Here is a 24,253-nt window from a genome sequence, read left to right as displayed (position 1 = left end):
CGAATCACCTAGATCATTCGATGATCTCCCCATGGGCAGCAGGTCCACGAGAAGGTCCGGCAGTCACGCCACAACGCGGCCGCGGGCGAGTACGGCCCCGAAGGACTCGCCGAGTCGGCCGCCGCAGGCACCAGGTCACCCATGATGTAGGTCCACCCGCTATCGCGGTCGGCCCAGTTGAAGTCGGGCAGCGGAGTGCGCAGCGCAACGCTGTGACCCGCGACGTCGGCGCGGACGACGGTTGTGGCGAAGACGCCAGGAGCGCGGGCCCCCTGGGGGACGACGAGCTTTCCGGGGAGAGTGCTGAGGTAGGTGAGTACGCGAACGGTAGGCGCGCACGCCCAGCCGATGCCGCGTCCCATTGGTCGGCGATGACCTGATTCTGCTCCCGGGCGGTCCTTCGGATCAGCGCGTCGAGAGAGCCGTCACGGGTATCCGTGGCGTGGGACTGCCAGCGGTGCGCATGTCGTCGTCGAGCACACCCGCTGCGTACAGTTCGTCGATTCGGCGCAGGCCGAGAGCCTTTCCAGCTGCGGATCAGCACTTCCGACCACGCCTTCCACCCCTCAGCGTGGTGGTTGCGTGGCCGCGCCGCCCGGCTCACCCCGGCCGTCGACCACGGCGGGCAGCGAACCCTCCGGTTGGCTGCCCCAGTCGCCGGCCCGCACGTGCGCCATCACGATCAGCCCCGACACCACTACGGCGGTCAGCAGCGCCGTCACGGCAAGGACGGCGAAACCGACCTGTGCCTGCTCGACCCGCGCCATCGGATGCGCACCCGATGCCCTCCGGACCGCGGAAGGTCGTGCGCCGTGGTCGTATCCGATCGCGGCGCCCCCGGGACGAGCCCGGCCCGGGCGCCGATCGACGGCGGAACGACGCGCGGACCCCAGCGCCGGCGAGTGCGTGCCGCCGCGCCGCCGACGCGGGATCGAGTCGTAGCCGGGATCGACTCCCGCCGCGGCAGCGCGGTGATCGAACTCCGCTTCTGCCGCGCCGATCGATGTAATGGTGTCGCTGATCGCAGTGCTCATCGGACAAACCTCCAGGGTGGGTGCTCCGTCATCGTTCGAGCCGTTCGAGCCGTTCGAGCCGTTCGAGCCGGGTTCCTGTTCGAACACAAAGTCCCAACACATTCGATCAAGTGTTCGAAGGATTTGCGTACGATTTCTACCACGCCCCACCGACAAAGTCAGCAGAAACGCCCGACATGCGTCGAACAGATGTTTGATCCCTCGGCGCAACCCGACTAGATTCGAACTACCGAAGGCACGACAGGCGATGACAACACAGGCTGGGTAGAGATCGACCCGGCGCAGCAGGAGGGCGGTTGCGGTGAGGCACACAGACGACACGGGTGACGAGACCGGAAGCGGCGCCGACTCGGCGGGTACCGGGGCGGATCTCACCGTGCGTCAGCGCAATGTGCTGGAGGTGATCCGCACCTCGGTGAGCGAGCGCGGCTACCCGCCGAGCATCCGCGAGATCGGCGACGCCGTCGGCCTGACGTCTACCTCGTCGGTCGCCCATCAGTTGCGTGCCTTGGAGCGCAAGGGCTATCTGCGCCGCGACCCGAATCGTCCACGCGCGGTAGATGTTCGCGGCCTGGACGAGGTGGTGCGTTCGGTGACCGGTCTGCCGGGTGCCGTGGTGGATGGCGTCGACGCAGACTCCGACGGCACCGCTGACGCCGCGCACCCGGTGCCCACCTTCGTTCCGGTGCTCGGACGCATCGCCGCCGGTGGGCCGATCCTGGCCGAGCAGGCCGTGGAAGACGTCTTCCCACTCCCCCGCGAACTGGTCGGTGACGGTTCGCTGTTCCTGCTGAAGGTCGTCGGCCAGTCCATGATCGATGCGGCAATCTGCGACGGTGACTGGGTGGTCGTCCGGCAGCAGAACGTGGCCGACAACGGCGACATCGTCGCCGCCATGATCGACGGCGAAGCGACGGTGAAAACGTTCAAGCGCACCGGCAAAGACGTTTGGCTGATGCCGCACAACCCGGTGTTCGAACCGATCCCCGGCAACGACGCTCAGATCCTCGGCAAGGTCGTCACGGTTATCCGCAAGATCTGACGATCCACGGTGTGCAGACCGATGGCCGCTCGGTGATCCGCGCGGCCATCGTCCGTCTGCGCTGTGCCACATCCGTTCCCACCGCCACTACGCCGTCGAACTCGGCGCCGCACAACTGATTGCCAGCCGACTCGCAGCGAACCCACTAGAACGCCTGCGCGACTGCCGCGGTGAGAGCGATCAGCGCCGGCGCGCCCTGCCCGATGCACTCCGGCACGTCCCGATTCCGTCGATCTTCGCCCGACTCGACGATGCGAGCGCCTCGGCGTGGCGTCGCTCCTGGTCGGCACCGCCACCGCATATCTGTGGCACAGCACGGTCGACGACATCGGCAACGGCCGGTACGCTGCGGCGCCTCGGTGTCACCGTCGTGTGGCGAGCCGCTGATTGGTGACCTCCAACTGACGCTCCGTGCTCGCCGCGAGGGCCCGCACTTGGGCGTCGTCCAGCCGTCCGCACAGCCGCCCCCAATGCACCGCGACCTGTTCGCCCACCGATACCGGCACCGTCGGGTAACCGTCCATCCCGACCGGCACGGACCGGACCGTTTCCGCCGACAGCACCAGCCGCTGTCCGTCCCAGCCCAGCACGCGACAGCGCAGCGCGATCTCGGTGTCGGTGCGACCCAGCACCGTCCCCCAGGTGATCCGGCAATTGTCGAGCACCTGCACCGGATGCCCATTGGCCTGCCTGACCAGCCGCGACCACGGGTACACGCCGAAGACGTGGAAGCAGTGGTTGGCCGCGGCCTCGTCGGCCAACTCCGGACCCAGATGCGTCCAGTACCCGCCCGCAGCCGGGCCGAGCAATGCCAGCAACTCGGCGGTGAACTCGGCGGGGTCCAGGTCCGCCCCGATTCCGCCGCCCAGCCAGTAGGACTCCACCAGGCGACGATCGAGTGGATCGGCGATCCCGGTCATCGTGGCCATTACCCGCAGGTACGGCCACGCACCGGTGAAACGCCGCGCCACCGCCCGCACCTGATCGTCCGATCCGTCCCGCAGCGCCGCCGCATCGGGCGGCCCGCAGTAGCCGAGCCGGTTGGGGGCGTAGGCATACCGGGCGAACATCTCCGCTCCGCCGCCTGCCATCAGCTCGGCCCTTCGCCGTTGCGGTCGACGTGCCGCCGCTGTTCCGGCCCGCCGATTCGCCACATGACGACGATCGCCCACGCGTCCCGCGGCACCGTACGGTTATCGGCGACCTCGACGATGACCACCACCTCGCCTTCTCGTCCCGGGCGGCGACGCCCGCCGGCTCAACAGATACGCGGCAGTTGCTCTCCCGCGGGCAGGTCCACCACACGGGTGCCGCCGAGTGCCGTGCGAGCCACCACCATCCCGGGGTGCTCGTCGACGCAACGACCGATTGCCGCGGCCTGTGCACCCAGCGGGTGTTCGCGCATCGCCGCGAGCACGCGATCGGCGTCCTCGGGAGCGACGAACGCGAGGAGCTTGCCCTCGTTGGCCACATACATCGGGTCCAGACCGAGCAATCCGCACGCGTCGCGCACCCCATCCGGAACCGGAAGCTGCCGCTCATCCAGCGCCACACCGACCTTCGCGGCGCGAGCGATCTCGTTGAGCGACGCGGCGACGCCGCCACGGGTGGGATCGCGCAGTACGTGCACGTCGGCGCCGGTCGCCAGCATCGCCGCGACCAATCCGTGCAGCGCAGCGGTGTCGCTGAGCACGGTCGTGCCGAACTCCAACCCGGCACGGCAGCTCAGCACCGCGACACCGTGCACTCCGATGTCACCGCTGACCAGCACGACGTCGCCCGGTGCCGCGCGCTGCGGACGAATGTCGACACCGGGGTCGACCAGGCCGATGCCCGCGGTGTTGAGGTAGATCCCGTCACCGTGACCCGCGTCGACCACCTTGGTGTCCCCGGTGACCAACTGGACTCCCGCCGCCAAAGCCGCGGTGCCCACCGCCTGCGCGATTCGCGCGATGTCGGCCAGGGCGGTGCCCTCCTCCAGAATGAACGCGGTTGACAGCACCATAGGCCGCGCACCGGCCATGGCCAGGTCGTTCACCGTGCCGTTGACCGCGAGTTCGCCGATCGTGCCGCCGGGGAACACGAGCGGTTTGACCACGAACGAGTCCGTGGAGAACGCCAGCCGGGCACCGCCGAGAGTGACCACCGCGGAATCGCCCATCTCAGCATGCGCGGCCGAGCCGAACGCGGGCAGGAACAGATGCTCGATCAGCTCGCCGGACATCGCACCGCCACCGCCGTGTCCCATCACGATGTTCGGTGAATCCCGCAGCGGCATCGGACACACCCAGCCCTCCATGTCGATGGCGACGGGAGCCGTGCCCTGCTCAGGCATGCGCCACCTCCGCCGGAAGATCGAGCCGGCGGTACAGGTAATAGGCGGCGCACGCGCCCTCCGAGGACACCATGGTGGCGCCCAGCGGGTTTCGCGGCGTGCACTGCTTACCGAAGGCCGCGCACTCGTGCGGTTTGATGAGACCCTGCAGCACCTCGCCCGAGCGACAGATCGAGGACTCGGCGGTGTGCAGATCGCCCACCGCGAATCGGTGTTCGGCGTCGAACTCGTGGTATCGCTCCGACAGCCGCCAGCCGCTGCGCGGAATCATTCCGATGCCGCGCCAAGCCCGGTCGGTCACCTCGAACACATCTTGCAACATCGCTTTCGCGGCCGGGTTGCCCGCCGCGGCGACCGCGCGCGGATAGGCGTTTTCCAGTTCGTGCCGGCCCGCTTCCAGTTGCAGCACGGTGCGGCGGATGCCCTCCAAGATGTCCAGCGGCTCGAATCCGGTGACCACCATTGGAACCTGATATTTCTCGGCCAGCGGTGGGTATTCCTCGGTGCCCATCACGGTGCAGACGTGCCCGGCCGCGAGGAATCCCTGCACCCGGCAGCTGGGCGACTCCATGATCGCGGCGATGGCCGGCGGCACGAGCACATGCGACACCAGCAGCGAGAAGTTCCGAATGCCGAGACGTTTCGCCTGGTAGACCGTCATGGCATTAGCGGGCGCGGTGGTCTCGAAACCGATGCCGAAGAACACGACCTCGCGATCGGGGTTCTCCTTGGCCAGGTTGAGCGCGTCCAGCGGCGAGTAGACCACCCGGACGTCACCGCCTTCGCTCTTGACCCGGAACAGATCCTTGCTGCTGCCCGGCACACGCAGCATGTCGCCGAACGAGCAGAAGATCACGCCGGGTCGGGCGGCGATCTCCAGCGCCTTGTCGATCACCTCGAGCGGGGTGACGCACACGGGACAGCCGGGGCCGTGAATCATCTCGATCTGATCGGGCAGCAACTGGTCGATGCCGTGCCGGATGATCGAATGCGTCTGCCCGCCACAGACCTCCATGATGGCCCAGCGCCTGCTCGTCGCGACGCGGATCCGGTCGAGCAGACGCTGAGCCAGCTCGGGGTTGCTGAATTCGTCCAGATACTTCATGGCGTCACCTCTGGTTGCTCGCTTCGCGGCTCGGCCGCTGGATTGTCGAGACCCGCCTGTTTGGCGGCGATGGCGAAGCCGTCGCCGAATTCCTCATTCAGTACCCCGAGGTGCTCGAACTCGGCCAGTGTCTTCAGTGCGGACTCCTCGTCCAGCCGCTGGATCGCGAAGCCGACATGGACCACGACATAATCGCCGACGGCCGCGTCCGGGATGTATTGCAAGCACACGTCCTTGTGCACACCGCCGAAGTCGACGACCGACATCAACGTGCCGTCACGTTCGTGCAGGCTGAGCACTTTCCCTGGTACCGCTAGACACATCGTTGCTCTCCTTCCCTCATCCCGCGCCGCACGCGAGGAGTTGGCCGAACGCGAGTCCACCGTCGTTGGGCGGCAGTCGGCGATGGCTGATCACGGTGAATCCGTTGTCGCGCAGCAGCGCACCCGACCGCGTGAGCAGCAGGGCGTTCTGGAAGACGCCGCCGGACAGCGCGACGACGGTCGCAGGCGCGGCGTAGCGCAGCGCCAAGTCGAGCACCAGCCGGGCGACTGCCGCGTGGAACCGCGCGCCGATCGCGGCGGCGGGCACGCCGCCGCGGACATCGGTCGATACGGCCGCGATCACGGGCCCGGCATCGATCACGGCGGGTTCGCCCACGCCGCAGGAAAACCGGTACTCGGTCGCGCCCGCGATTCCGTCGCGAGACAGCCCTTCCAACTCGATCGCCGCCTGGGCTTCGTAGTCCACCACGTGCCGCACCCCGATCACCGAGGAGACGGCGTCGAACAACCTCCCCATGCTGGAGGTGGGTGCGCAGCCCAGCCCGGTCTCGAATTGATGAGCCAGCACCCGTCTCTCCTCGGCCGGGCACGCCGCGACCGCGGGGATCTCTTCGGTCCAGTCGATGCCGGCAGCCCACAGATGCGCCAACGCCATGCGGTAGGGCCTGCGGACCGCGAGATCTCCTCCGGCGAGCGGCACGTATTTCAGGTGGGCGAGCCTCCGGTACCCCTTGTAGCCGGCCAGCAGGACCTCGCCGCCCCACACCGCGCCGTCCGGACCGTATCCGGTGCCGTCGAAGGCGATGCCGACCACCTGCTCGGTGGCGGCTAGTCCGTGTTCGCCCATCACGGCGGCGATATGCGCGTGGTGGTGCTGCACGGTGTACACAGCGCGATCGCCCGCGTGCCTGCGCGCCCACGCGGCGGAGCGGTATCCCGGATGCGCGTCGGCGACCAACTGCACCGGGCGCACCCCGGTGAGCTCTTCCAGATGCCGCTGCGCGGCATCGAAGGACCGCAGCGTGGCCAGGTCGTCCATGTCCCCGATGTGCTGGCTCAACCAGGCGTAGCGGCCGTCGGCCACGGCGCAGGTGTTCTTCAGATCGGCGCCGACGGCCAGGGTCGGCGGTAGCGCGACCGGTAGCGCGAGCGGCAGCGGCGCGTAACCGCGCGAACGACGGACGGGTAGCTCGTGGCCGTCGAGTACCCGCACCACCGAGTCATCACAGGGCACCAGGATCCGCCGGTTGTGCGACAGCCACCCGTCGGCCAACCCGGCGAGTCGAGTGCGGGCATCGCCGTCCGCATAACAAATCGGCTCGCCGCCGAGATTGCCCGATGTCATCACCAATACCCGCGGACCAGGCGGATCACCGGGTAGGCCGAACAGCAACAGGTGTAGCGGGGTGTAGGCGAGCAGCACGCCCAGGTCCGGATTGCCGGGCGCCACGGATTCGGCAGCGTGCCCGGAGGCCGCCGGATCGTTGTCGGCCCGACGGACTCCCGCGAGCGCCGACCGGCGAGGAAGCAGCACGATCGGCCGCGCCGGGCCGGTCAACAGCGCGGCGGCCGCGTCGTCCACCGCGACGATGGTTCGAGCCGTCGCCAGATCGGACACCATGACCGCGAAGGGCTTGTCGCCGCGGCGTTTACGCCTGCGTAGTTCGGTCACCGCCGCCTCGTTGCCGGCGTCGCACGCGAGGTGAAAACCACCAATACCTTTGACCGCGAGAATTCCGCCCGCGCGCAGCAACTCTCGCGCGGCGGCCAGTGGATCGCCCGCGCCCGGCCCCGAGTACGACAGCGTCGGGCCACAATCGGGGCAGGCGATCGGCTGGGCGTGGAAGCGGCGGTCGGCCGGATCCGCGTATTCGCGAGCGCATCGGTCGCACATCGCGAAGTCCGCCATCGACGTCCGTTCACGGTCGTAGGGCAAGCTCGCGATGATGGTGAACCGCGGCCCGCAATTGGTGCAGTTGACGAACGGGTGGCGGTAGCGGCGATCGGCCGGATCGCGCAGCTCACGCTCGCAATCTGCGCAGAGTGCGACATCGGGCGAGGCCAGCGTGCGTCCACCGCCGTCGTGGGTGGTGTCAGCGATGTGGAATCCGGTACCGCCGCGCACCGGAATCTCTGCCTGGTCCACCGATTCGACTACCGCCAGTGGTGGTGGCCGCAGGCGTAGCCGCTCCGCGAAGGCGTCCAGAGCCGATCGCGCGCCTTCGATTTCGATGATCACGCCGCTGCTGTCATTGCCCACGCTTCCGGACAGCGCCAGTTCGGCGGCGGTGGTGTAGACGAAGGGCCGGAATCCGACTCCTTGCACCACGCCACGCACGAGCAGGCGGCGACGCAACCGCTCGACGGTCATGGCTGGTCTCCGCGCTGCAGCAAACGTAGGCCATCCAGTGCCGCCGCGGCGCCCGCCGCATCGGTCTTCTCCACGACGAAGCCCATGTGGATGATCACCCAGTCCCCCGGCTGCGCTGGGTCGTCGTCGAGCAGGCCGATGTTCACCTTTCGCTGCTCGCCGGACACATCGACGAGCGCGATCTGGCCGTGGTAGCCGTCTGGAATGTCCACCACTCGTCCCGGGATACCAAGACACATCGGTCATTCCTCCTGTCGCAGGATGTCGACTCCGCGATCCACCACACCGACCTGCGTAACCCCGCCGGGCCGAACATCGGCCGACACCAGGTCGGCGAGCACCCGGCCGACAGCGTCCACCGCGGCATCCACCGCGGCGGTGACGGGCGCGGACAGGCCGATCCCCTCCGCCACCGAGGCGACCTGGCAGCCGACGACGACGGTCGTCGGCAGCGCGCCGCCCAGTGCCCGCACCCCCGCGAACACGGCGGCCGGAGTCATCGCGTGCGCGTCGAGTTGCGCGGTGTCGGCATCCTCGGGGATGGCGCGAAATACCTCGACGGTGCCCGGTGCGCCACGATCGGGCAGCGCGTCGATCAGCACCAGCGCGTCCCAGGTATCGAGCAGGTCATAGGCGAGGTGCATACCGCGAATGCCGTAGTCCACTACGCGCACATCCAACTCCAGGTGGTGCGGCAGCCGCCGCACCACCTCGGGTCCGAATCCGTCGTCGCCGAGGAAGATGTTGCCGATCCCGGCGATCAGCACCCTGGCCGTCGGCTCACCCCTCCCCGTCGGTCGGCGCCGTCGCACCGCCGACATCTGCCTCGTCGACCGTGCCGGTCGCCGTCTCGTTCGGATCGTTCGCGGTCTGTTTGCGCCCCTCGTAAGGCGGGGTCGGCGATTCGGCGCCAGAGGGAGGCGTCGTGGTGGACTCCGTCCGGCGTTCAGAATCGGTGCCGTGTGCTGACGTCGTCTCCTCGTGTTCGAGGTCGCCCGGTTCGCGACCGCTCGGGCCGCCGGACACGGTGTCGGCGCCGGTGTCGCGCGAGCCCGGCTCGCCACGTGCGGCTTGGGGCTCGTCTCGTTGGTTACCCATGATGACTCCCTTCCGGTCGACCGCTACATGTGCCGAATCCTCAGATAACGCCGCAGATCCGGTATCGACCGCAGACCCAGGTACACACCGGACACCGCCAGCACGGCCACAATGGCCGTCGAGATCACTCCCACCGTTTCCATAGCGGACTTCCTTTCACTTCTCGGGGCTGTCGAGTGGTTCCAGTTCGTCAGGTGCGAAATACAAGTAGCGGCCGTACCACTCGTGCAGATCGGCCGCGGGATCGTCATCCAGCACGACCCCCACGTGCGCCTGCCCGTCCACGTCTTCGTGCACCGAGGTGACCCGGGCGGGCTTGCCGTCGAAGAACAGATCCTGGGCATCGGCTCGCCGGGACGGACGCAACCGAACCCGGCTGCCCTTGCGCACCAACATGCCTCCGACTACGACCGCATCGGAGTCGGGACGAACGGCGTTGTCGGCCAACGGGTCCCACCACTCGATGCCGTCCGGTATCTGGGGAATCAGTTGTGGGCGATCGAGATGCGGGTCACGCAACACACCGTGCAATTGCCGCATCGCCTCGGGCGTCATGCTGTCGCAGCGGTCGATGATCTCGGCGGCGCGCGCATCGGTCGCGCGCGCCTGCGCTTTCTCCTCGTCGGTCATCGTCATCACGCGCAAGGTGAGGATCTCGTCGATCTCGGTGGAGTCGAACAACGGTCCCTCGCTCTGCTCGGCGATTTCCGGGTGGTCATAGAGGATGATCGGCGAGATCAACAACACGCTGTCATCGCCGGGCGGTCCGGCAAGCACGGGAAAGCAACGGTGCCGAGTACAGCGTTGCGCCGCGGCCGTTGCGTCGGGCGGTGGTTCGAGCAGCGAGACGAACTGTCCGTCGGTGATGTCCGCGATGACGTGCGCGCCGATCAGTGAGCGGGCGATGGCGTCCTGTTTATCGGTCGGGGGCGGGCCCACGTTGCGGACCGTGACAGTGAGCCGGATATATCGGCCGTCGTGGTCGATCGCCAGCGCGAGTTCGCAGGCGAGCGGCAGCCTGCTTCGCACGAATGCCCCCACCGCCTGTCCCGACGAGTCGGCGATCTCGTCGGTATCGGCTCCGCCAGGGACCCGCAATGCCCGGACGAGGGGCGCCGGCGTCAGCGGACCGACGAGGAGTTCTTGCGTGACCGCCTCGTCCCAGGACAACCACGACTGCGTGCCGACGCTCAGTTCCGCTACCGGCGCGCCCGCGTCGTCCATCACCTGTCGCCGTTGGAGTTGGAGAAATCGAATCGTCACGGTGACCATGGGGTCCGCGCCGGGATCGATCAGGCACTGCGCCGATAACGAGGACTCCTCACCGAGCCCGGCCGCCGCGGCGCCATCTGGTCCCAGCACTCCGAACTGCCAGCGCGACTGGTTCTTGCGCGAGTTCGCCCGATAGGGATAGAGCAGATAGCCCTCGTAGAGCACCGCGTCGGCCACCGCGCGAGCTCTGAATCGGGGATCGGGGGTGGTCATGGCAGCTCCGCCGTACCGGCCAGCAACTTGTTCACCGTCTCGTCGAAACCGAGCAGGCCGTGGCCGGCCTTGTAGGTGGCAAGCGCGTCGAGGGTATCGCGGTGCAGGCGTAGCCAGCCCGTATTCGGAAAGTGGGCCGCGACCAAGTCGTGCCAGACCGAGACCGGCATGTCGAACCGGTCGTCGCGGTCCCACGGGATCTGCTGGATGGCGAATCCGCTGCTGCCTTTGATGAAGACCGTGCCGCTGAACAGGAACAGCAGCGGCACCGTGCCCTCGCGCAGCGCGTGCAGATACTTCGACCCAGTCACCTCGAAGTCGTAAGTACACGGCATCGGCAGATCGACTTCGGCACCGCCGGTGAAGCCGGGAACCATGGTGGCGCAGTGCATCCAGAGAAATGATCGCTGTGTGTCGCGCCAACGCTCACGCGGACCGAACAGGTCGACCAATCCCGCACTCTCCTCGTCCGAGTAGCCGCGCCGGAACGGCTCGATGCGCACCTGCGCGCGGAGCGCGATCGCGTGCACGGGTTCCTCCGCGAGTGCGGCGATACCGACTCGCGCGGACAAGATCGGTGCGACGGCGTACGGCTCCGGCTTCATACCCAGCACGGCGAATGTCGTCGAGTAGACCGGGCTCATGCCGCACCGCCTGGTCGAGCACGCGCCGACACGGTATCGAAGAACTCGTCCAGGTATTGCCGCACGTCCTGGCCACCGTCGAAACCGCGCCACAGCATCCGCATCCGGCCGACGAACTCATAGCACGCGTCGATCGGCAGCAGTAGACAGCTGGCCGCCTCGGTCCCGCGTTCGGGCACCCGGATCAGCAGCGCCTCGACGTCGGCGGCAAGCACGTCCAGTTCGGGATGTCGAGCCAGAATCGAATTCCACTCCGCCAGGGGAAGCTCCGATTCGGTCGCACCAGCCGGCCCCGGATAGAACGCGACGGTCCGGTCCAGCATGGAGTTGCGGAAGAAGAACGCGAGACCCACCGGGATCTCCAACGCGTCCCACTCTCCCTTGCTGATCGTGAAGCCGGGAAACGCGAGATACCGATCCGGCACCGCACGATAACGCAGGGCGGCGTGCTGGTCGACGAACAGCAGATAACAGCTGCGGCAGACACACATCAGCTGTCTGCCTTCGACGTTCACGACATGCTGATGCTCGTCGGCGATCGGCTCGGCGCACATCTCGCACCGCTCGCCCACCCGCGGCGCGGGTGGACGGTCCGCGGTGATGCGTTGCAGGACCTGAAACGGTGTGTTCACCCATGCACCCCCACCGGCACCGCCACCGACAGTTCGCCAGAGCGCACGAGCACCGGAAGCGGCTCGAGGTGTCCATCGCCATCCACCCGCGCACCGGCGTGCACGACGTCGAAATGCGCGCCGCAGGTCGGACAGCGCAGCACCGCGTCGCCGACCGCGAAGCCGAGGCGTCGATGCAGCACGGCGCCGGCGAGGGAGTTGTCGCACGCCGGGCAGTGGTCCCGGTAGGCGAACACGGTGTCACCCACCCGGCAGGCCAGCACCGTAAGCCCGCCGATCGCGTACCCGCCCACCTCGCCGGCGCTCAGATCGCCCAGTTCTGGGACCGCGATCCAGCTGCCGGATCGTTGGTGGTCCGCGTGCACGTGGGAGAACAGCGAGTCGGCGGCGATCAATCCCGTCGGCTCCACCTGCGCGGCAACGACTTCGATGGACTCGATTTCCGGCGCCGCCGCCCGTACTGCGTCCTCGACCGCCAGCTCCAGCGTCACCGACGACGACGGGCAACTGCGGCAGCTGCCCGCCAACTCCAAACGCACCACGCCGTCGACGATGTCGACCAGGCTGACATCGCCACCGTGCGAGCCGAGGTAGGGGCGCACACTGTCCAACGCCGTGCGCACCCTGGTGTGCACGTCGTGTGGATGCAGTCCGTGCACCAGCAGCAGACTCGCGATCAGATCGTCACGGGTCAGCCGCTCCATCGCCGCTGCGTCCAGCAGCCGGACCATCCGAGTCAAGCCCGCTCCGTAGAGGTCGGCGACCTCGCGCACCAACTGTTCGGCACGTTCGCGGGCCGAGGCCCCGCTGGCCGCACTCGCCTCCAGCAGGGTCTCGATTCGATCGCCTGCCTCGCGCCAGCGGTTGTCGGTCGTCGCGTCATCGTGATCGTTGCGTGGATCGTCCACCGTCACCTCCCGTCGCTTCGTCCGATGGACTCACTCCCCGGTCAGTGTCTGTGTCGGGGAGTGCAACTTCTCCAGCGTCTGCCCGTTGCCGAGATACATGTGCACGCCGCAGGGCAGGCAGGGATCGAAGCTGCGCACGGTGCGCATGATGTCGATGCCTTTGAAGTTGTCGCGGTTGTTCTCCTCGAAGATCGGCTGACCCTGCACCGCGTCCTCGTACGGGCCCGGTGTGCCGTAACTGTCGCGCGGGCTGGCGTTCCACGGCGTCGGCGGGTACGGGTGGTAATTCGCGATCTTCCCGTCCCGGATCACCATGTGGTGGGAGAGCACGCCACGCACCGCCTCGGTGAACCCGCAGCCGATGCCTTCGTCGGGCACCTCGAACTTCTCCCAGGTCTTGGTGTGACCGGCCCGGATCTCCGCGAGCGCCTTCTCCGCGAAGTGCAGCGCGCACGCCGCCGCATACGCCTGGAAGTAGGTGCGGGCCCGGTTGCGTTCGAGGGTGTTGCTGCCGTACGCGGGGATCTTCCATTCCAAGGTGACCGGACCCTTCAACGCGGTCTTGGGGAGGTTGATCTGCACGCTGTTCCCGGTCGACTTCACATAGCCGATGTCGACCAAGTTGGCCAACGCCGTCGACCACAGCCGCGCCAGCGGGCCGCCGCCGGTGTCCAGGGCGAGGTGGTTCGTGCCGTCGAACCAGCGCGGCGACATCACCCAGCTGTACTTGTCCTCGAGATCGCGTTTCTGCGGACGGGGGTTGGTGTGCTGGTTCCACGGGTGTCGCCGGTCCACCGGATTGCCGAGCGGATCGGTCGAGACGAACATCTCCTGGTCAGTCCAGTCCTCGTAATATGAACTGCCCAAATGGATTCGGATACCGAGGTTGATGTCGACCAGGGACGTGGTGAGCAGTTTGCCGTCCACCACGACACCCGGGGTGACGAACATTTTGCGGCCCCAGTCCTCCATATCCTTGTAGGAGAAGTTGCAGAACTCGGGATCTTGGAACGAGCCCCAGCAACCCAGCAGCGTGCGCCGCAGGCCGACCTGGTCGTACCCGGGCAACGCCTCGTAGAAGAAGTCGAACAGGTCGTCGTGCATCGGCACGACCTTCTTCATGAACTCGACGTAGCGCATCAGCCGGGTCATGTAATCGGTCATCAGCTGCACCGTCGCGACTGTGCCGGGGCCACCCGGGTACAGCGTCGACGGGTGCACGTGCCTGCCTTCCATCAGGCAGAACATCTCCCGGGTATACCGGCTGACCTGCAGCGCCTCCCGGTAGAACTCGCCGGTGAACGGGTTGAGCGCCCGCATGATGTCGGCGATCTTGCGGTAGCCGTGGTCGCCAGCGTGCGGCGCGTCGGTGTTCTCCGCTTTGGCCAGCACACCGGGGTTGGTCTCGGCGACCATCTTCTCGCAGAAGTCCACGCCGACCAGGTTCTCCTGGAAGATGTTGTGGTCGAACATGTACTCGGCGGCCTCGCCCAGATTGACGATCCACTCGCCGAGATGCGGCGGCTTCACCCCATAGGCCATGTTCTGGCAGTAACACGAACAGGTCGCGTGGTTGTCACCGCAGATGCCGCAGATGCGGCTGGTGATGAAGTGCGCGTCCCGCGGATCCTTGCCACGCATGAAGATCGAGTAGCCACGGAAGATGGACGACGTGCTGTGGCATTCGACCACTTCCCGGTTCTCGAAGTCGATCTTTGTGTAGATGCCGAGGCTGCCGACGATGCGGGTGATCGGGTCCCAGGCCATCTCGACAAGACGGTCCGGATCGATCGTTCGCTGCGACGGCTCGGGGATGATCTGTGCCATCGGAGATCCTCCTACCAGGTTCGAGTCGCGCCGGTGTCCAGCTTCTGACCTTTGTGCCGCCAGTGCGGCTCCTTGTCGACCGTGCGGCCGGTGATGTGCCGGAGGCTGCGGATCACCGATCCGTAGAGTCCCGACGCGGAGGACGAGAGCTTGCCGCCGGGCGGTTCGTCCATGAACGGCATGAACTTGTCCGGGAATCCCGGCATGGTGCATCCGATGCAGATGCCGCCTACGTTAGGGCAGCCGCCCACGCCGTTGATCCACCCACGCTTGGGCACGTTGCACTTGACCACCGGGCCCCAACACCCCAGCTTCACAATGCAAGTCGGCGAGCCGTACTCGGTGGCGAATTCCCCTTGCTCGTAGTACCCCGCGCGGTCGCAACCCTCATGCACGGTCGCGCCGAAGAGCCACTTGGGCCGGAGCGCTTCGTCGAGCGGGATCATCGGCGCCTGTCCGGTCGCCATGTAGAGCAGGTAGGTGAGCGTCTCCGACAGATTGTCCGGCTGGATCGGGCAGCCGGGAACACAGACGATCGGAATTCCCGCCTTGCTCTTCCACTCCCAGCCGAGATAGTCGGGCACGCCCATCGCTCCGGTCGGGTTACCCGCCATCGCGTGGATGCCGCCGTAGGTCGCGCAGGTACCAGCCGCCACGATGGCGGTCGCCTTCGGCGCGAGACGGTCCAGCCACTGACTGGTCGTCATGGGCTGGCCGGTCGCGGGATTATTGCCGAACCCGCACCAGTAGCCGTCCTCGTGCAGTTGCTCGTTCGGGATCGAACCCTCCACCACCAGGACGAAAGGATCGATCTCGCCACGGTCGGCTTTGAAGAACCATTCCAGAAAGTCGTCGGCGCCACCGTTCGGGCCGCACTCGAAATCGATGAGCGGCCAGTGCACCGCGATTTTCGGTAGACCGGGGAGAGCACCGAGAGCGATTTCTTCGATGCTCGGCTGGGTGGCTGCGGTCAAGGCGACCGAGTCACCGTCACAGCTGAGTCCCGCATTGATCCAGAGCACGTGGATCAGTGTGTCTTCGGCTTGTACTGCTTCCTGAGTGGGCATCTGACTGCCACCTTCCGCAGTGGACCACCGGGAGCCGATCTCCCCTTTCTCGAAGACGGCCGCCCAAGATTGTGATCCTGGTCACGTCATATTAGGCCCGCCCGGCGGCTTCCTCAAGGGCCGCCGATCTGGCTGCGCGGCGCTTCGCCGCGAGCCAGTCGTACCAGCGCGACAGCCCTTCTCCGGTAGTCACCGAGAGCGGGATGACCTCGATACCGGGGTGTACCGAGGCGGCGTAGGCACGACATCTGTCCAGGTCGAAATCGACGTAGGGCAGCAGATCAATCTTGTTCACGAGCACCAGGCCGGCCGCCTGGAACATGTGAGGGTATTTCAGTGGCTTGTCGGTCCCCTCGGTCACCGAGATGACCACGACCTTGTCCTGCTCGCCGAGATCGAACAACGCCGGGCAGACCAGATTGCCGACGTTCTCGACGAACAACAGCGTGCCCGGCGCCGGATCGAGGGTCTCCAGCGCGTGCGACATCATCTCGGCATCGAGGTGGCACCCCGCGCCGGTATTGACCTGGACGACGCGGCAGCCGGTCGCCTGGATCCGCTCGGCATCCAGCTGCGTCGCTTGGTCGCCCTCGATCACCGCGATCGGGTTCTCGCCTAGTTCACGGATGGTCCGCTCCAACAGCGTCGTCTTGCCCGCGCCCGGCGAACTGGTCATGTTGAACGCAAGAATGTCGCGATCGGCCAGCCAAGCACGGTTGCGTTGCGCCAGTTCGTCGTTTTTGGCCAGGACCTTCAGTTCCAAGCTGACCGTCTCGGTGGCGGGCAGGTGGACATGGTCGGCGCCGGGGCCGTGCGCGTGGTCGTGCTGACCATGGTCGTGCTCGGACGCGTGGTCGTGGCCATCCGCATGGTCCTGATGCCGGTCGTGCGGGACCCGAATCACCGCTGCGGCGTTGTCGCCACATCCGCAGGTTGCGCACATGTCTCGCTCACCTCCATCGATCGGATACGAAGCTCGCGCCCGGACTGGATCTCCACGTCGGCGCTACCGCAGGGACAGAGCAGGATCGGATCGGCAAGACGGAATTCGGCGCCACAGGTCCGGCACGCCGCGACGCCCGGAATCTCCACCAGGATCAGTTCCGCCCCCGCGGCCACCGTCGTCTCGGCGACCAGATCGAAGCAGAAGCGCATCGCCTCGGGCACCACCGCGCACAGCGCGCCGACCTCCACGGTGACCGAACGCACCTGTCGTCCCGCAGCGTGCTCGCAAACTGCGTCGACGACGCTCTGGGTGATAGCCATTTCGTGCATCGCAGCCCCGATTCCTCGAGCGGACTCTTTGAGGCTACCCCCGCGCCGAGCACCTGAGTGCGAAATCAGCTACGACACGGCAAACAGGAGACTCCGGTCGGCGACGGGCCCGTCGCCGACCGGAGTCAAGGGTCTCGAGTAGCCGATGACCTCCCCTGATGGTCTCGGCCGCACGGTGGCTCGACAATGCTGTCGGGTCGGTTGGCGACCTACCGACCCACGCGGGGCATCAGTCGTGGTTGACAGTGGAGAGCACCTTGCCACTGTTCGCGTCGATGGTCACCTCGTGCTCCACACCATCGGGGCTGGTGAGCTCCACCTCCCACACCGCGGCGCCGGCTTCCTTGTCGATCTCGGCGGACGTCACCCGGCCGCCCGGCACAGCGCCGACCGCCGTGTCGATGGCCTGCTGCCGGGTGACGGTCGAGTTCGCGACGAGCGACCAGTCCGATTCGGGCGGCTCGAAAGAGACCGTGGTCCAGTAGTTGCCGCCGGTCGCGAAGGCGGCGAGGGCGAGGCTTCCGCCGACGATGACAACAGCGGCGGTAGCGCCGACAAGCACCCAACGAAGACCGGCGGATGCGCGGCGGAGAACGGTAGTCATGGTGAAACCTCCTGCGGGAGTTCTGCTCTGGAATCGGCCACCACTGTGGCAAAGCCAAGCTGAAGCAGAGCTGAACCCGGCTGAAGGCCGTTTCAGGAACTGTCTGCCACGCTAGGTGAATGCGTTTGCTGATCGTGGAGGACGAGAAGCGTCTTGCTCTCGCCCTCGCAAAGGGGTTGTCCGCCGAGGGTTTTGCCGTGGACGTCGTCCACGACGGCGCCGAGGGGCTACACCTTGCCACTACCACCGACTACGACCTGATCATTCTCGACATCATGCTGCCCGGGATGAACGGCTACCGCGTGTGTGCCACGCTGCGCGAGGAAGGTCACGAGACACCGGTACTGATGCTGACCGCCAAGGACGGCGAATACGACGAGGCCGAAGGCTTGGACACCGGGGCCGATGACTACCTGAGCAAACCGTTCTCCTACGTGGTGCTGCTCGCCCGCATCCGTGCTCTGCTTCGCCGCCGAACCCGCGGCGGCGCATCGGTTTTGCGGATCGGCGACCTCATCGTGGATCCGAACACGCACACCTGTCGGCGCGGCACGCAGGAAGTGACACTGACCGCGAAGGAATTCGCCGTCCTCGAACATCTTGCCGTGCGCGCCGGGGAGGTGGTGTCGAAAGCCGATATTCTGCATCATGTCTGGGACTTCGCCTACGACGGGGATCCGAACATCGTCGAGGTGTATATCAGCACGCTGCGGCGCAAGATCGACGCTCCGTTCGGGCGCCGATCGATCACCACCGTTCGCGGCGCGGGCTACCGACTGGCGGCCGACCGTGGCTGACCGACCGCGCCGTGGGCGCTTCTTCTGGTGGCGGTCGGTGCGGGCGCGCACCACCTTGGCGGCGACGGCAGTGGTCGCGGTGGCGCTGACCGCCGCCGGGCTGGCGGTGCTGGCGGTGTTGCGGCACAACCTGGTCGACAGTGCGAACCTGCAAGCGGAGACGACGGCGCGCGAGGTGGTAAGCAAGCTCGCGGCCGGCACCGACCCCGCCCGATTGACGCTTCCCGACGACGACAGCCAGCCCGTGCAGGTCGTTTCGGTCGACCGGCGAGTTCTCGCGGCCGGTGAAGGCGTCCGCGGCCAACCCCCCATGGCGGACTACGGCCCGCATTCGAAGTCTTCGGAGGACGACGAAGACGACGAAGACGAGACCAGCGACGACGACGAGGAAGAAGACGACAAGGACGAAGAAGAGGACGACAAGGACGAGCAGGACGCCCAGACGCCCTCTGGTCCCGCCGCCGCGTCGGCGGCCACTGACGAGGCCACCTTCGGCGACGTGCGGCTGACGGTGGACGGCGACGGACCCCATCCGTTCCGGGTCGCCGCACTCGCGGCGATCACGCCGAACGGGCAGCCGGCCACGGTCTACGCCGGCGCGTCCCTGGAGACCGCCGACAGCGCAGTGGCAGACGCGCGACACGCCATGCTGATCGGCCTGCCGCCACTGCTCGTCGTGGTCGCCGCGGTGACCTGGCTGGTCACCCGCCGTGCTTTGCGTCCGGTGGAGGCGATCCGGGCCGAACTCGCCGAAATCATGGACGGCGATCTGTCCCGGCGCGTCCCGGAACCCGCCGCTCGCGACGAAATCGCCAGGCTGGCGACCACCACCAACGCCACGCTCGCCGCATTGGAGGCGTCCGCGGAACGCCAGCGCCGCTTCATCGCCGACGCGGCACACGAACTGCGCAGCCCCATCGCCAGCCTGCGCACCCAACTCGAGGTCGCCCAAGCCCATCCGCAACTGCTCGAACTGGACGGGTTGATCGGGGACACCGTACGACTGGAACACCTCGCGGCCGACCTGCTGCTGCTGGCTCGGCTCGATGCGGGCGAACAACCGCGCTCGGATCGCGTCGACCTGGGCACCCTGGTCCGCGACGAGCTGTCGCACCGGGCCGGCGACCGGATCGCGGTCGACGCCGCACTGCCCGATGACGCGGTCGTCGTCACCGGCAGCCGGACCCAGCTGGCCCGGGTACTGGGCAACCTCATCGACAACGCCCAACGGCACGCCGCCACCACCATTCGAGTCGGCCTGGAACACACCATCGGCGGCAAGGCGGTGCTGACCGTCGCCGACGACGGGCCGGGGGTGCCCGACGGCGACCGGGATCGGATCTTCCAGCGGTTCGTCCGGCTCGACGATGCCCGCAGCCGCGACGACGGCGGTGCGGGCCTCGGCCTCGCCATCGTCCGAGACGTCGTGCAACGGCACGCGGGCGACATCCGCGCGACCGACGGCATCAACGGCGGCGCCTGCTTCGTCGTCACCCTGCCCACCGTCCACTCGTAGTGGGCTGCGGCCAGCGCGCGTCCAGGATCTGGGTGGCGGGGATGTTTCACACCACGCCCACCCTTGCCCCGCTGTGTTGCTCGCAGCGGGGCAGCCGTTCGATCAGCGCCCACCGCTCGTCGCCGCACGGAAACGGATACGCCGAATACGACATCGGTGACTCGCCGTAGGCCTGGCCTGACCAACACGGACAGTTCGGCAATACTGGCACACGAACTCCTGGCAGAACATGGTCTCGACAACCGCTGATCTGCAAGATCTTGTTCAGTCGAAGCACTCGACGCTCGGGAAACCTGTCATGAGGTCGATCGCGCGGTGGACTCGGGCATCAGAATCACATCATTTCCATAGGGATTCACTTCAGCCGCCGCTCTGTCTCGAGATATCCAATGCCAGTGGAATCATGCTTCGCCTGACGGTGTCCGTACCAGTAACCCGATCGGCGGCCGCATCGGGCCGCCGACCTCGATCCCCACCACCTGATCAGGAGCGACAAACGTGAGTTCGGACAACACCTCACACCCCGGTGAACCGGGACCCGACGAGTTGGTTCCGTCGCGCTACGCGCTGCGGGTCGGCGAGATCGACGTGCTGGTGATCAGCGATGGGGTGCTATCGCTGCCAGCCGCGACGTTGGCCACCAATGCCGACCCGGCCGTCCGGGTGGCCTGGCTGGACGACATGTTTCTGCCGCGGGACATGCTCGAGTGGCCGCTGAATGTAGTCGTCGTGCGGAGCGGCGGCCGGACGGTACTCATCGATGCTGGGTTAGGGGTGGAGTACCCGGACTTTCCGCGGGCCGGACGGCTGGCCCTGCGACTGGAAGCCGCTGGCATCGACCCCGCATCCGTGACCGACGTGGTGCTTACCCACATCCATATGGACCACGTCGGCGGGCTGCTCGCCGACGGACTGAGGGGCCGGCTGCGTCCGGACCTGCGGGTCCATCTGGCGGCCGCCGAGGCCGATTTCTGGACGTCACCGGATTTCTCCCGCACGTCCATGCCGCCGCAGGTGCCGGACGTGCTTCGGTCGGTCGCCGTGCGGTTCTTGGACGAGTACCGCAGCCAGCTACGGCCCTTCGAAGCGGAATACGAGGTGGCGCCGGGAGTGGTCGTCGCTCGCACCGGCGGGCACACTCCCGGGCACAGCGTGGTCCGCCTGGCGTCCGGCGGCGACCGGCTGACGTTCGCCGGGGACGCCGTGTTCCCGGTCGGGTTCGACCACCCCGACTGGCACAACGGATTCGAACACGACCCCGAGGCGGCGGCTCGCGTTCGGGTCGGTCTTTTGCGAGAGCTAGCGGCGACCGGCGAGCCGCTGGTGGCCACTCACCTACCGTTCCCGTCCGTCGGCCGAGTGGCGGTCGTCGGCGACGTGTTTCGTTGGGTGCCTGCCTGGTGGGAATACTGACCGCTCGTCCGATCAGCGCGGGTGGCCGAGGATGAAACGCGGGTCCGCGAGCGCCCCGGCGATACCAGCCGAGTCGTCGGAGCCGGCGCGCATGCCGTAGGGGCCTGCACCGCCACCATGTCACGCCGACGCACCCGAGCATGACCGAAGGTTCCAGACCCACCTTTACGCCGACCGACCTCAGCTCAACAGGATAGCGACTTCGCGCAGCGCCGAATTCCACCCGGGCAGCGCCGAATTGTTGATTCCCGGCGGCGCCAGCGAGTTCCACGGCGTTCTGGAAGCGCCGGCCGCCCATTGGTCGGTGTCGGTCGCGGCCACGATCACACGCCGGGCGTTGCGGAGTAGTTCGCCATCGGCCGGGTCGGTCAGAACGGTGTCGACGTGCTCCAGAACACGCTTCGCGTGCTCGTTTCCGATCCACTGCATCATGCGCCCCGCGTCGGCCTGATCGATGTTTGCCAGCATGCCGGTGGCCACCGTGAGATCACCGTTCGACAATTTCTGGAGCTGCTTGATCTTCGCCTGCGTGGGAGTGTCCATGTAGTCGTCGACGAACCTCCGTTGCGGCCCTGTGGCGGCCCCGCCATCCAGGGTGACGCCACCAGGGTTGGCGCGTCGATATCGGAACGCCGCCGCCTGCAATGTCGCCAAATCCGCGGCGGCTTCCTCAGAGGCGCCCTCTCCTTGGACGAGGCGAAGTGACGAGTGCTGAGCACGTTGCACCGCGGCGACCACATGGCCGAGGTGCTTGTCGGCGAGCGTCCAGTCATCGGAGTTCGCATCGACGATCGCCCAGGAGCGAATGCCGTTGAACATGACCGTCTCATCGGTGAACCCCGCAGCGGTGAGCGCACCCCATGCATCGGACACTTTCCCACCGACATCCTCCATGCCCTGCAGCGCCGCGGCCGCGCCTCGCACGGTGTCGACGCCACCGGCCGCCCGGGCTGCCCGACGCGCGGCGTTTCCGAACATCATCCGATTCATGTACGACTGCGCGTAATGGCCGTCGGACCCACCGAAACCCGGCCGGGACCACAGTGCCCACTGAGCCATTTGGGATGTCCGCTCGGCTCTGGCGAAAGGCCGCAGCGGGGAACGCGTACCGCCCAAGAGCCATTCGGTCGCCGGCGAACTGTTGACTGTGCTGACCGCGGCGAGCCCAGCCAGCACAGATGCGCCGGGGAGCGACTGTTTCGCCCCGACCGCGCCCATACCCAATGCGGACCCGCCACTCGAACCCCGCGCACCTGTGTTGCCCTGGATGGTCAAGGCGAACCGATTGGCGAGCCATTCGTTGCCGCGGTCCAGGCTGCGGCTGAGTCGCTTGAGCTGGAAAATCGCTATGATTTCCACGATCCCGCCGACGACGAACACCGCCATCACCTGGTCGCCGGCCAGACGGAACAGATCTCCCAGGAGCAGCACATAGACGCCGAGAAAGACGGTGAATGCCGTCATCCGCGCGGCCGCGATGACCGAGTCCACCATGTTTCGCACCAGAAAGGTCTGTGTCGGCCCGTAAATGAATCCCCCCGCCGCGAACCCGAAGATCGACATCAGTCCGTGATAGATCGTGTCCAAGGCCGCCTTGATGACCTTGATGGCCAGTATCGCCGCGAAGGCTAGTAACACCGTTCCCAATATCAGCAGCAGCAGTCCGGTGCCGACCTGCTCGTAGCTCGGATTAGCGATTGCTTCGCCGGCGAGGCTGTCCCCGCAAGTACGCAGACCGCTTGTGACGCGCCCCTCGCTGCCGGCGCTGATACCCGCCGACCAGGCCGCCCGGCAGGCCGGCTTGTCGTCGATGACATGCCCGAAGTTCCACACCTGAAGCGGGCGCCTCGCGAGATTGTCGGCCAGCGTATTCTGCATGGTTGCCACCATGCCGGAGGGATCCGCACTATCGTTTCCGTCCAACCCCGCCGCCACCGAGATACCGAGATCACGTCCCTGTATCAGCAATCCGTGCGACGACAACACATCCGCCAACGGTTCGGCGAGGAACAGCGGCCCTAGCACCGCGACCGCCACCATGGTCACCACTTGGGTGGTCGCCTTGGCGTAGAAACCGCGAGCGACGAACCACGCGACGAAGAACGAGCCGATCGCCGCCGCGGTCACCAACATGATCGGCGTCGCGATCTGCCCGGTCAGACTGTGTGCCAAACCGGTCAACGCGCTGGAGAACATATCCAGCCACCGAAAGCTCAACGCGTAACCGATCAACCAGATCGCGGTGGTCACAATGATTTTCCAGCCCGCGAACTCCAAACCCAAGATGGACGAAATGACAGTGTTTCCCGGATTCAACACACCGCCACGGTCGGTCGCGAAAAGATAGCTTGAGAGTTGCACCCCTGACGAATCCGCGATGCGCATCCAGCCGAGCGCACTACTACTCGACGATCCGGCCGTCCTGGTGCCGGTCTCGGCGACCGCCACTGCGCCCAGTACACCCGGGAAGACAAACAGCACGAAAGAAATCAGAATAATGTATCCAGTCCAGCGCCGCAGACGCGACGCTGCGATCCACTGGTGCCACCATCGCGCAACAATGCGCGCTTGCCATCGGACCGGATCCCAACGTTCAGGTTTCCAGTTTTTCACAGCCACGTCCTGATTCGTTTTCCTCCCGGCGCACGCTGAGGCACAGCGGAACGGGATGAGCATCGGATAGGCAACACTCAGGGCTGATCAACAGTCCCCGGAAACGCTTTTACACACTAACCTGATCTCGTTAACGACTACCGACCGCGCAGTGAACAACGCGGTGCGATGTAGCTGAAATATTTTCACAGCCCGTCCCGGGT

25 protein-coding genes are annotated in these 24,253 nt (G+C 66.8%); 4 read left to right on the top strand and 21 right to left on the bottom strand.

What is annotated here, in order from left to right; all coding sequences use genetic code 11:
• Window positions 1–8: 8 nt before the first annotated feature.
• Window positions 9–362: a hypothetical protein gene (locus tag AB0C34_RS04555; protein WP_357067380.1), complete on the bottom strand. Its 354-nt coding sequence runs from the start codon at window positions 360–362 to the stop codon at window positions 9–11.
• A gap of 204 nt (window positions 363–566) precedes the next feature.
• Window positions 567–1,034 (bottom strand): hypothetical protein, encoded by a 468-nt coding sequence (locus tag AB0C34_RS04550; RefSeq protein WP_357067378.1) that lies wholly within the window; start codon window positions 1,032–1,034, stop codon window positions 567–569.
• Window positions 1,035–1,335: 301 nt separating this feature from the next.
• Here AB0C34_RS04550 and lexA point away from each other — a divergent pair, with 301 nt between their 5' ends.
• Window positions 1,336–2,076: a transcriptional repressor LexA gene (gene lexA / locus AB0C34_RS04545; protein WP_357067376.1), complete on the top strand. Its 741-nt coding sequence runs from the start codon at window positions 1,336–1,338 to the stop codon at window positions 2,074–2,076.
• 362 nt (window positions 2,077–2,438) lie between these two features.
• Here the strand turns inward: lexA and AB0C34_RS04540 are convergent, their stop codons facing one another.
• From AB0C34_RS04540 to AB0C34_RS04455, 18 genes are all read right to left on the bottom strand, one after another.
• On the bottom strand, window positions 2,439–3,167 hold the full coding sequence (locus AB0C34_RS04540; RefSeq protein WP_357067374.1) for a DUF6390 family protein: 729 nt from the start codon (window positions 3,165–3,167) through the stop codon (window positions 2,439–2,441).
• On the bottom strand, window positions 3,167–3,295 hold the full coding sequence (locus AB0C34_RS04535; RefSeq protein ID WP_357067372.1) for a hypothetical protein: 129 nt from the start codon (window positions 3,293–3,295) through the stop codon (window positions 3,167–3,169). The genes AB0C34_RS04540 and AB0C34_RS04535 overlap by 1 nt, the downstream gene beginning before the upstream one ends.
• Before the next feature lie 39 nt (window positions 3,296–3,334).
• Window positions 3,335–4,411 (bottom strand): hydrogenase expression/formation protein HypE, encoded by a 1,077-nt coding sequence (gene hypE, locus AB0C34_RS04530; RefSeq protein WP_357067370.1) that lies wholly within the window; start codon window positions 4,409–4,411, stop codon window positions 3,335–3,337.
• Window positions 4,404–5,516, bottom strand: a complete 1,113-nt coding sequence (gene hypD / locus AB0C34_RS04525; protein WP_357067368.1) for a hydrogenase formation protein HypD — start codon at window positions 5,514–5,516, stop codon at window positions 4,404–4,406. Before hypD ends, hypE begins: the two co-directional genes overlap by 8 nt.
• Window positions 5,513–5,839 carry a HypC/HybG/HupF family hydrogenase formation chaperone gene (locus AB0C34_RS04520; RefSeq protein ID WP_357067366.1) on the bottom strand — a complete coding sequence of 109 codons (327 nt, stop codon included), beginning with the start codon at window positions 5,837–5,839 and terminating at the stop codon, window positions 5,513–5,515. The genes hypD and AB0C34_RS04520 overlap by 4 nt, the downstream gene beginning before the upstream one ends.
• 16 nt (window positions 5,840–5,855) lie before the next feature.
• Entirely contained in the window at window positions 5,856–8,171 is a 2,316-nt protein-coding gene (gene hypF, locus AB0C34_RS04515) for a carbamoyltransferase HypF (RefSeq protein WP_357067364.1), read from the bottom strand.
• Entirely contained in the window at window positions 8,168–8,410 is a 243-nt protein-coding gene (locus AB0C34_RS04510; RefSeq protein WP_357067363.1) for a HypC/HybG/HupF family hydrogenase formation chaperone, read from the bottom strand. Before AB0C34_RS04510 ends, hypF begins: the two co-directional genes overlap by 4 nt.
• A 3-nt stretch (window positions 8,411–8,413) precedes the next feature.
• Window positions 8,414–8,992, bottom strand: a complete 579-nt coding sequence (locus AB0C34_RS04505) for a hydrogenase maturation protease (protein ID WP_357067361.1) — start codon at window positions 8,990–8,992, stop codon at window positions 8,414–8,416.
• A complete protein-coding gene (locus tag AB0C34_RS04500) occupies window positions 8,952–9,269 on the bottom strand; it encodes a hypothetical protein (RefSeq protein ID WP_357067359.1) in 318 nt (105 codons plus the stop codon). Before AB0C34_RS04500 ends, AB0C34_RS04505 begins: the two co-directional genes overlap by 41 nt.
• A gap of 156 nt (window positions 9,270–9,425) precedes the next feature.
• A complete protein-coding gene (locus AB0C34_RS04495) occupies window positions 9,426–10,754 on the bottom strand; it encodes a hypothetical protein (RefSeq protein WP_357067357.1) in 1,329 nt (442 codons plus the stop codon).
• Complete coding sequence (locus AB0C34_RS04490) at window positions 10,751–11,398, bottom strand: DUF6084 family protein (RefSeq protein WP_357067355.1); 648 nt, start codon at window positions 11,396–11,398, stop codon at window positions 10,751–10,753. The genes AB0C34_RS04495 and AB0C34_RS04490 overlap by 4 nt, the downstream gene beginning before the upstream one ends.
• The gene (locus AB0C34_RS04485; RefSeq protein WP_357067354.1) at window positions 11,395–12,030 is read right to left on the bottom strand and encodes a DUF5947 family protein; all 636 of its coding nucleotides are present in this window, start codon (window positions 12,028–12,030) and stop codon (window positions 11,395–11,397) included. The genes AB0C34_RS04490 and AB0C34_RS04485 overlap by 4 nt, the downstream gene beginning before the upstream one ends.
• Complete coding sequence (locus AB0C34_RS04480; RefSeq protein WP_357067352.1) at window positions 12,027–12,938, bottom strand: NifU family protein; 912 nt, start codon at window positions 12,936–12,938, stop codon at window positions 12,027–12,029. The genes AB0C34_RS04485 and AB0C34_RS04480 overlap by 4 nt, the downstream gene beginning before the upstream one ends.
• Window positions 12,939–12,968: 30 nt before the next feature.
• Entirely contained in the window at window positions 12,969–14,765 is a 1,797-nt protein-coding gene (locus tag AB0C34_RS04475) for a nickel-dependent hydrogenase large subunit (protein ID WP_357067350.1), read from the bottom strand.
• An 11-nt stretch (window positions 14,766–14,776) separates the two neighbouring features.
• Window positions 14,777–15,832 (bottom strand): hydrogenase expression protein HypE, encoded by a 1,056-nt coding sequence (locus tag AB0C34_RS04470; protein WP_357067348.1) that lies wholly within the window; start codon window positions 15,830–15,832, stop codon window positions 14,777–14,779.
• A gap of 91 nt (window positions 15,833–15,923) precedes the next feature.
• Entirely contained in the window at window positions 15,924–16,775 is an 852-nt protein-coding gene (gene hypB / locus AB0C34_RS04465) for a hydrogenase nickel incorporation protein HypB (protein ID WP_357067346.1), read from the bottom strand.
• Window positions 16,733–17,107 carry a hydrogenase maturation nickel metallochaperone HypA gene (locus AB0C34_RS04460; protein WP_357067344.1) on the bottom strand — a complete coding sequence of 125 codons (375 nt, stop codon included), beginning with the start codon at window positions 17,105–17,107 and terminating at the stop codon, window positions 16,733–16,735. Before AB0C34_RS04460 ends, hypB begins: the two co-directional genes overlap by 43 nt.
• 229 nt (window positions 17,108–17,336) lie before the next feature.
• Window positions 17,337–17,711, bottom strand: a complete 375-nt coding sequence (locus AB0C34_RS04455) for a PepSY domain-containing protein (RefSeq protein ID WP_357067342.1) — start codon at window positions 17,709–17,711, stop codon at window positions 17,337–17,339.
• A 119-nt stretch (window positions 17,712–17,830) separates the two neighbouring features.
• Between AB0C34_RS04455 and AB0C34_RS04450 the strand changes: the two genes are divergently transcribed.
• The 3 genes from AB0C34_RS04450 (at window position 17,831) to AB0C34_RS04440 (ending at window position 21,437) form a co-directional block, all read left to right on the top strand.
• Window positions 17,831–18,508 carry a response regulator transcription factor gene (locus AB0C34_RS04450; protein ID WP_357067340.1) on the top strand — a complete coding sequence of 226 codons (678 nt, stop codon included), beginning with the start codon at window positions 17,831–17,833 and terminating at the stop codon, window positions 18,506–18,508.
• A complete protein-coding gene (locus AB0C34_RS04445; protein ID WP_357067338.1) occupies window positions 18,501–20,024 on the top strand; it encodes a HAMP domain-containing sensor histidine kinase in 1,524 nt (507 codons plus the stop codon). Before AB0C34_RS04450 ends, AB0C34_RS04445 begins: the two co-directional genes overlap by 8 nt.
• 498 nt (window positions 20,025–20,522) lie before the next feature.
• The gene (locus tag AB0C34_RS04440; RefSeq protein ID WP_357067336.1) at window positions 20,523–21,437 is read left to right on the top strand and encodes an MBL fold metallo-hydrolase; all 915 of its coding nucleotides are present in this window, start codon (window positions 20,523–20,525) and stop codon (window positions 21,435–21,437) included.
• A 180-nt stretch (window positions 21,438–21,617) separates the two neighbouring features.
• Here the strand turns inward: AB0C34_RS04440 and AB0C34_RS04435 are convergent, their stop codons facing one another.
• Window positions 21,618–23,918 carry a hypothetical protein gene (locus tag AB0C34_RS04435; protein WP_357067335.1) on the bottom strand — a complete coding sequence of 767 codons (2,301 nt, stop codon included), beginning with the start codon at window positions 23,916–23,918 and terminating at the stop codon, window positions 21,618–21,620.
• Between the last annotated feature and the right edge of the window lie 335 nt (window positions 23,919–24,253).

It is taken from the genome of Nocardia sp. NPDC049220 (assembly GCF_040647855.1).
Taxonomy (GTDB): Bacteria; Actinomycetota; Actinomycetes; order Mycobacteriales; family Mycobacteriaceae; genus Nocardia.
Note: the sequence above shows the minus strand (reverse complement) of the source record. Positions and strands in the feature narration are given on the sequence as shown.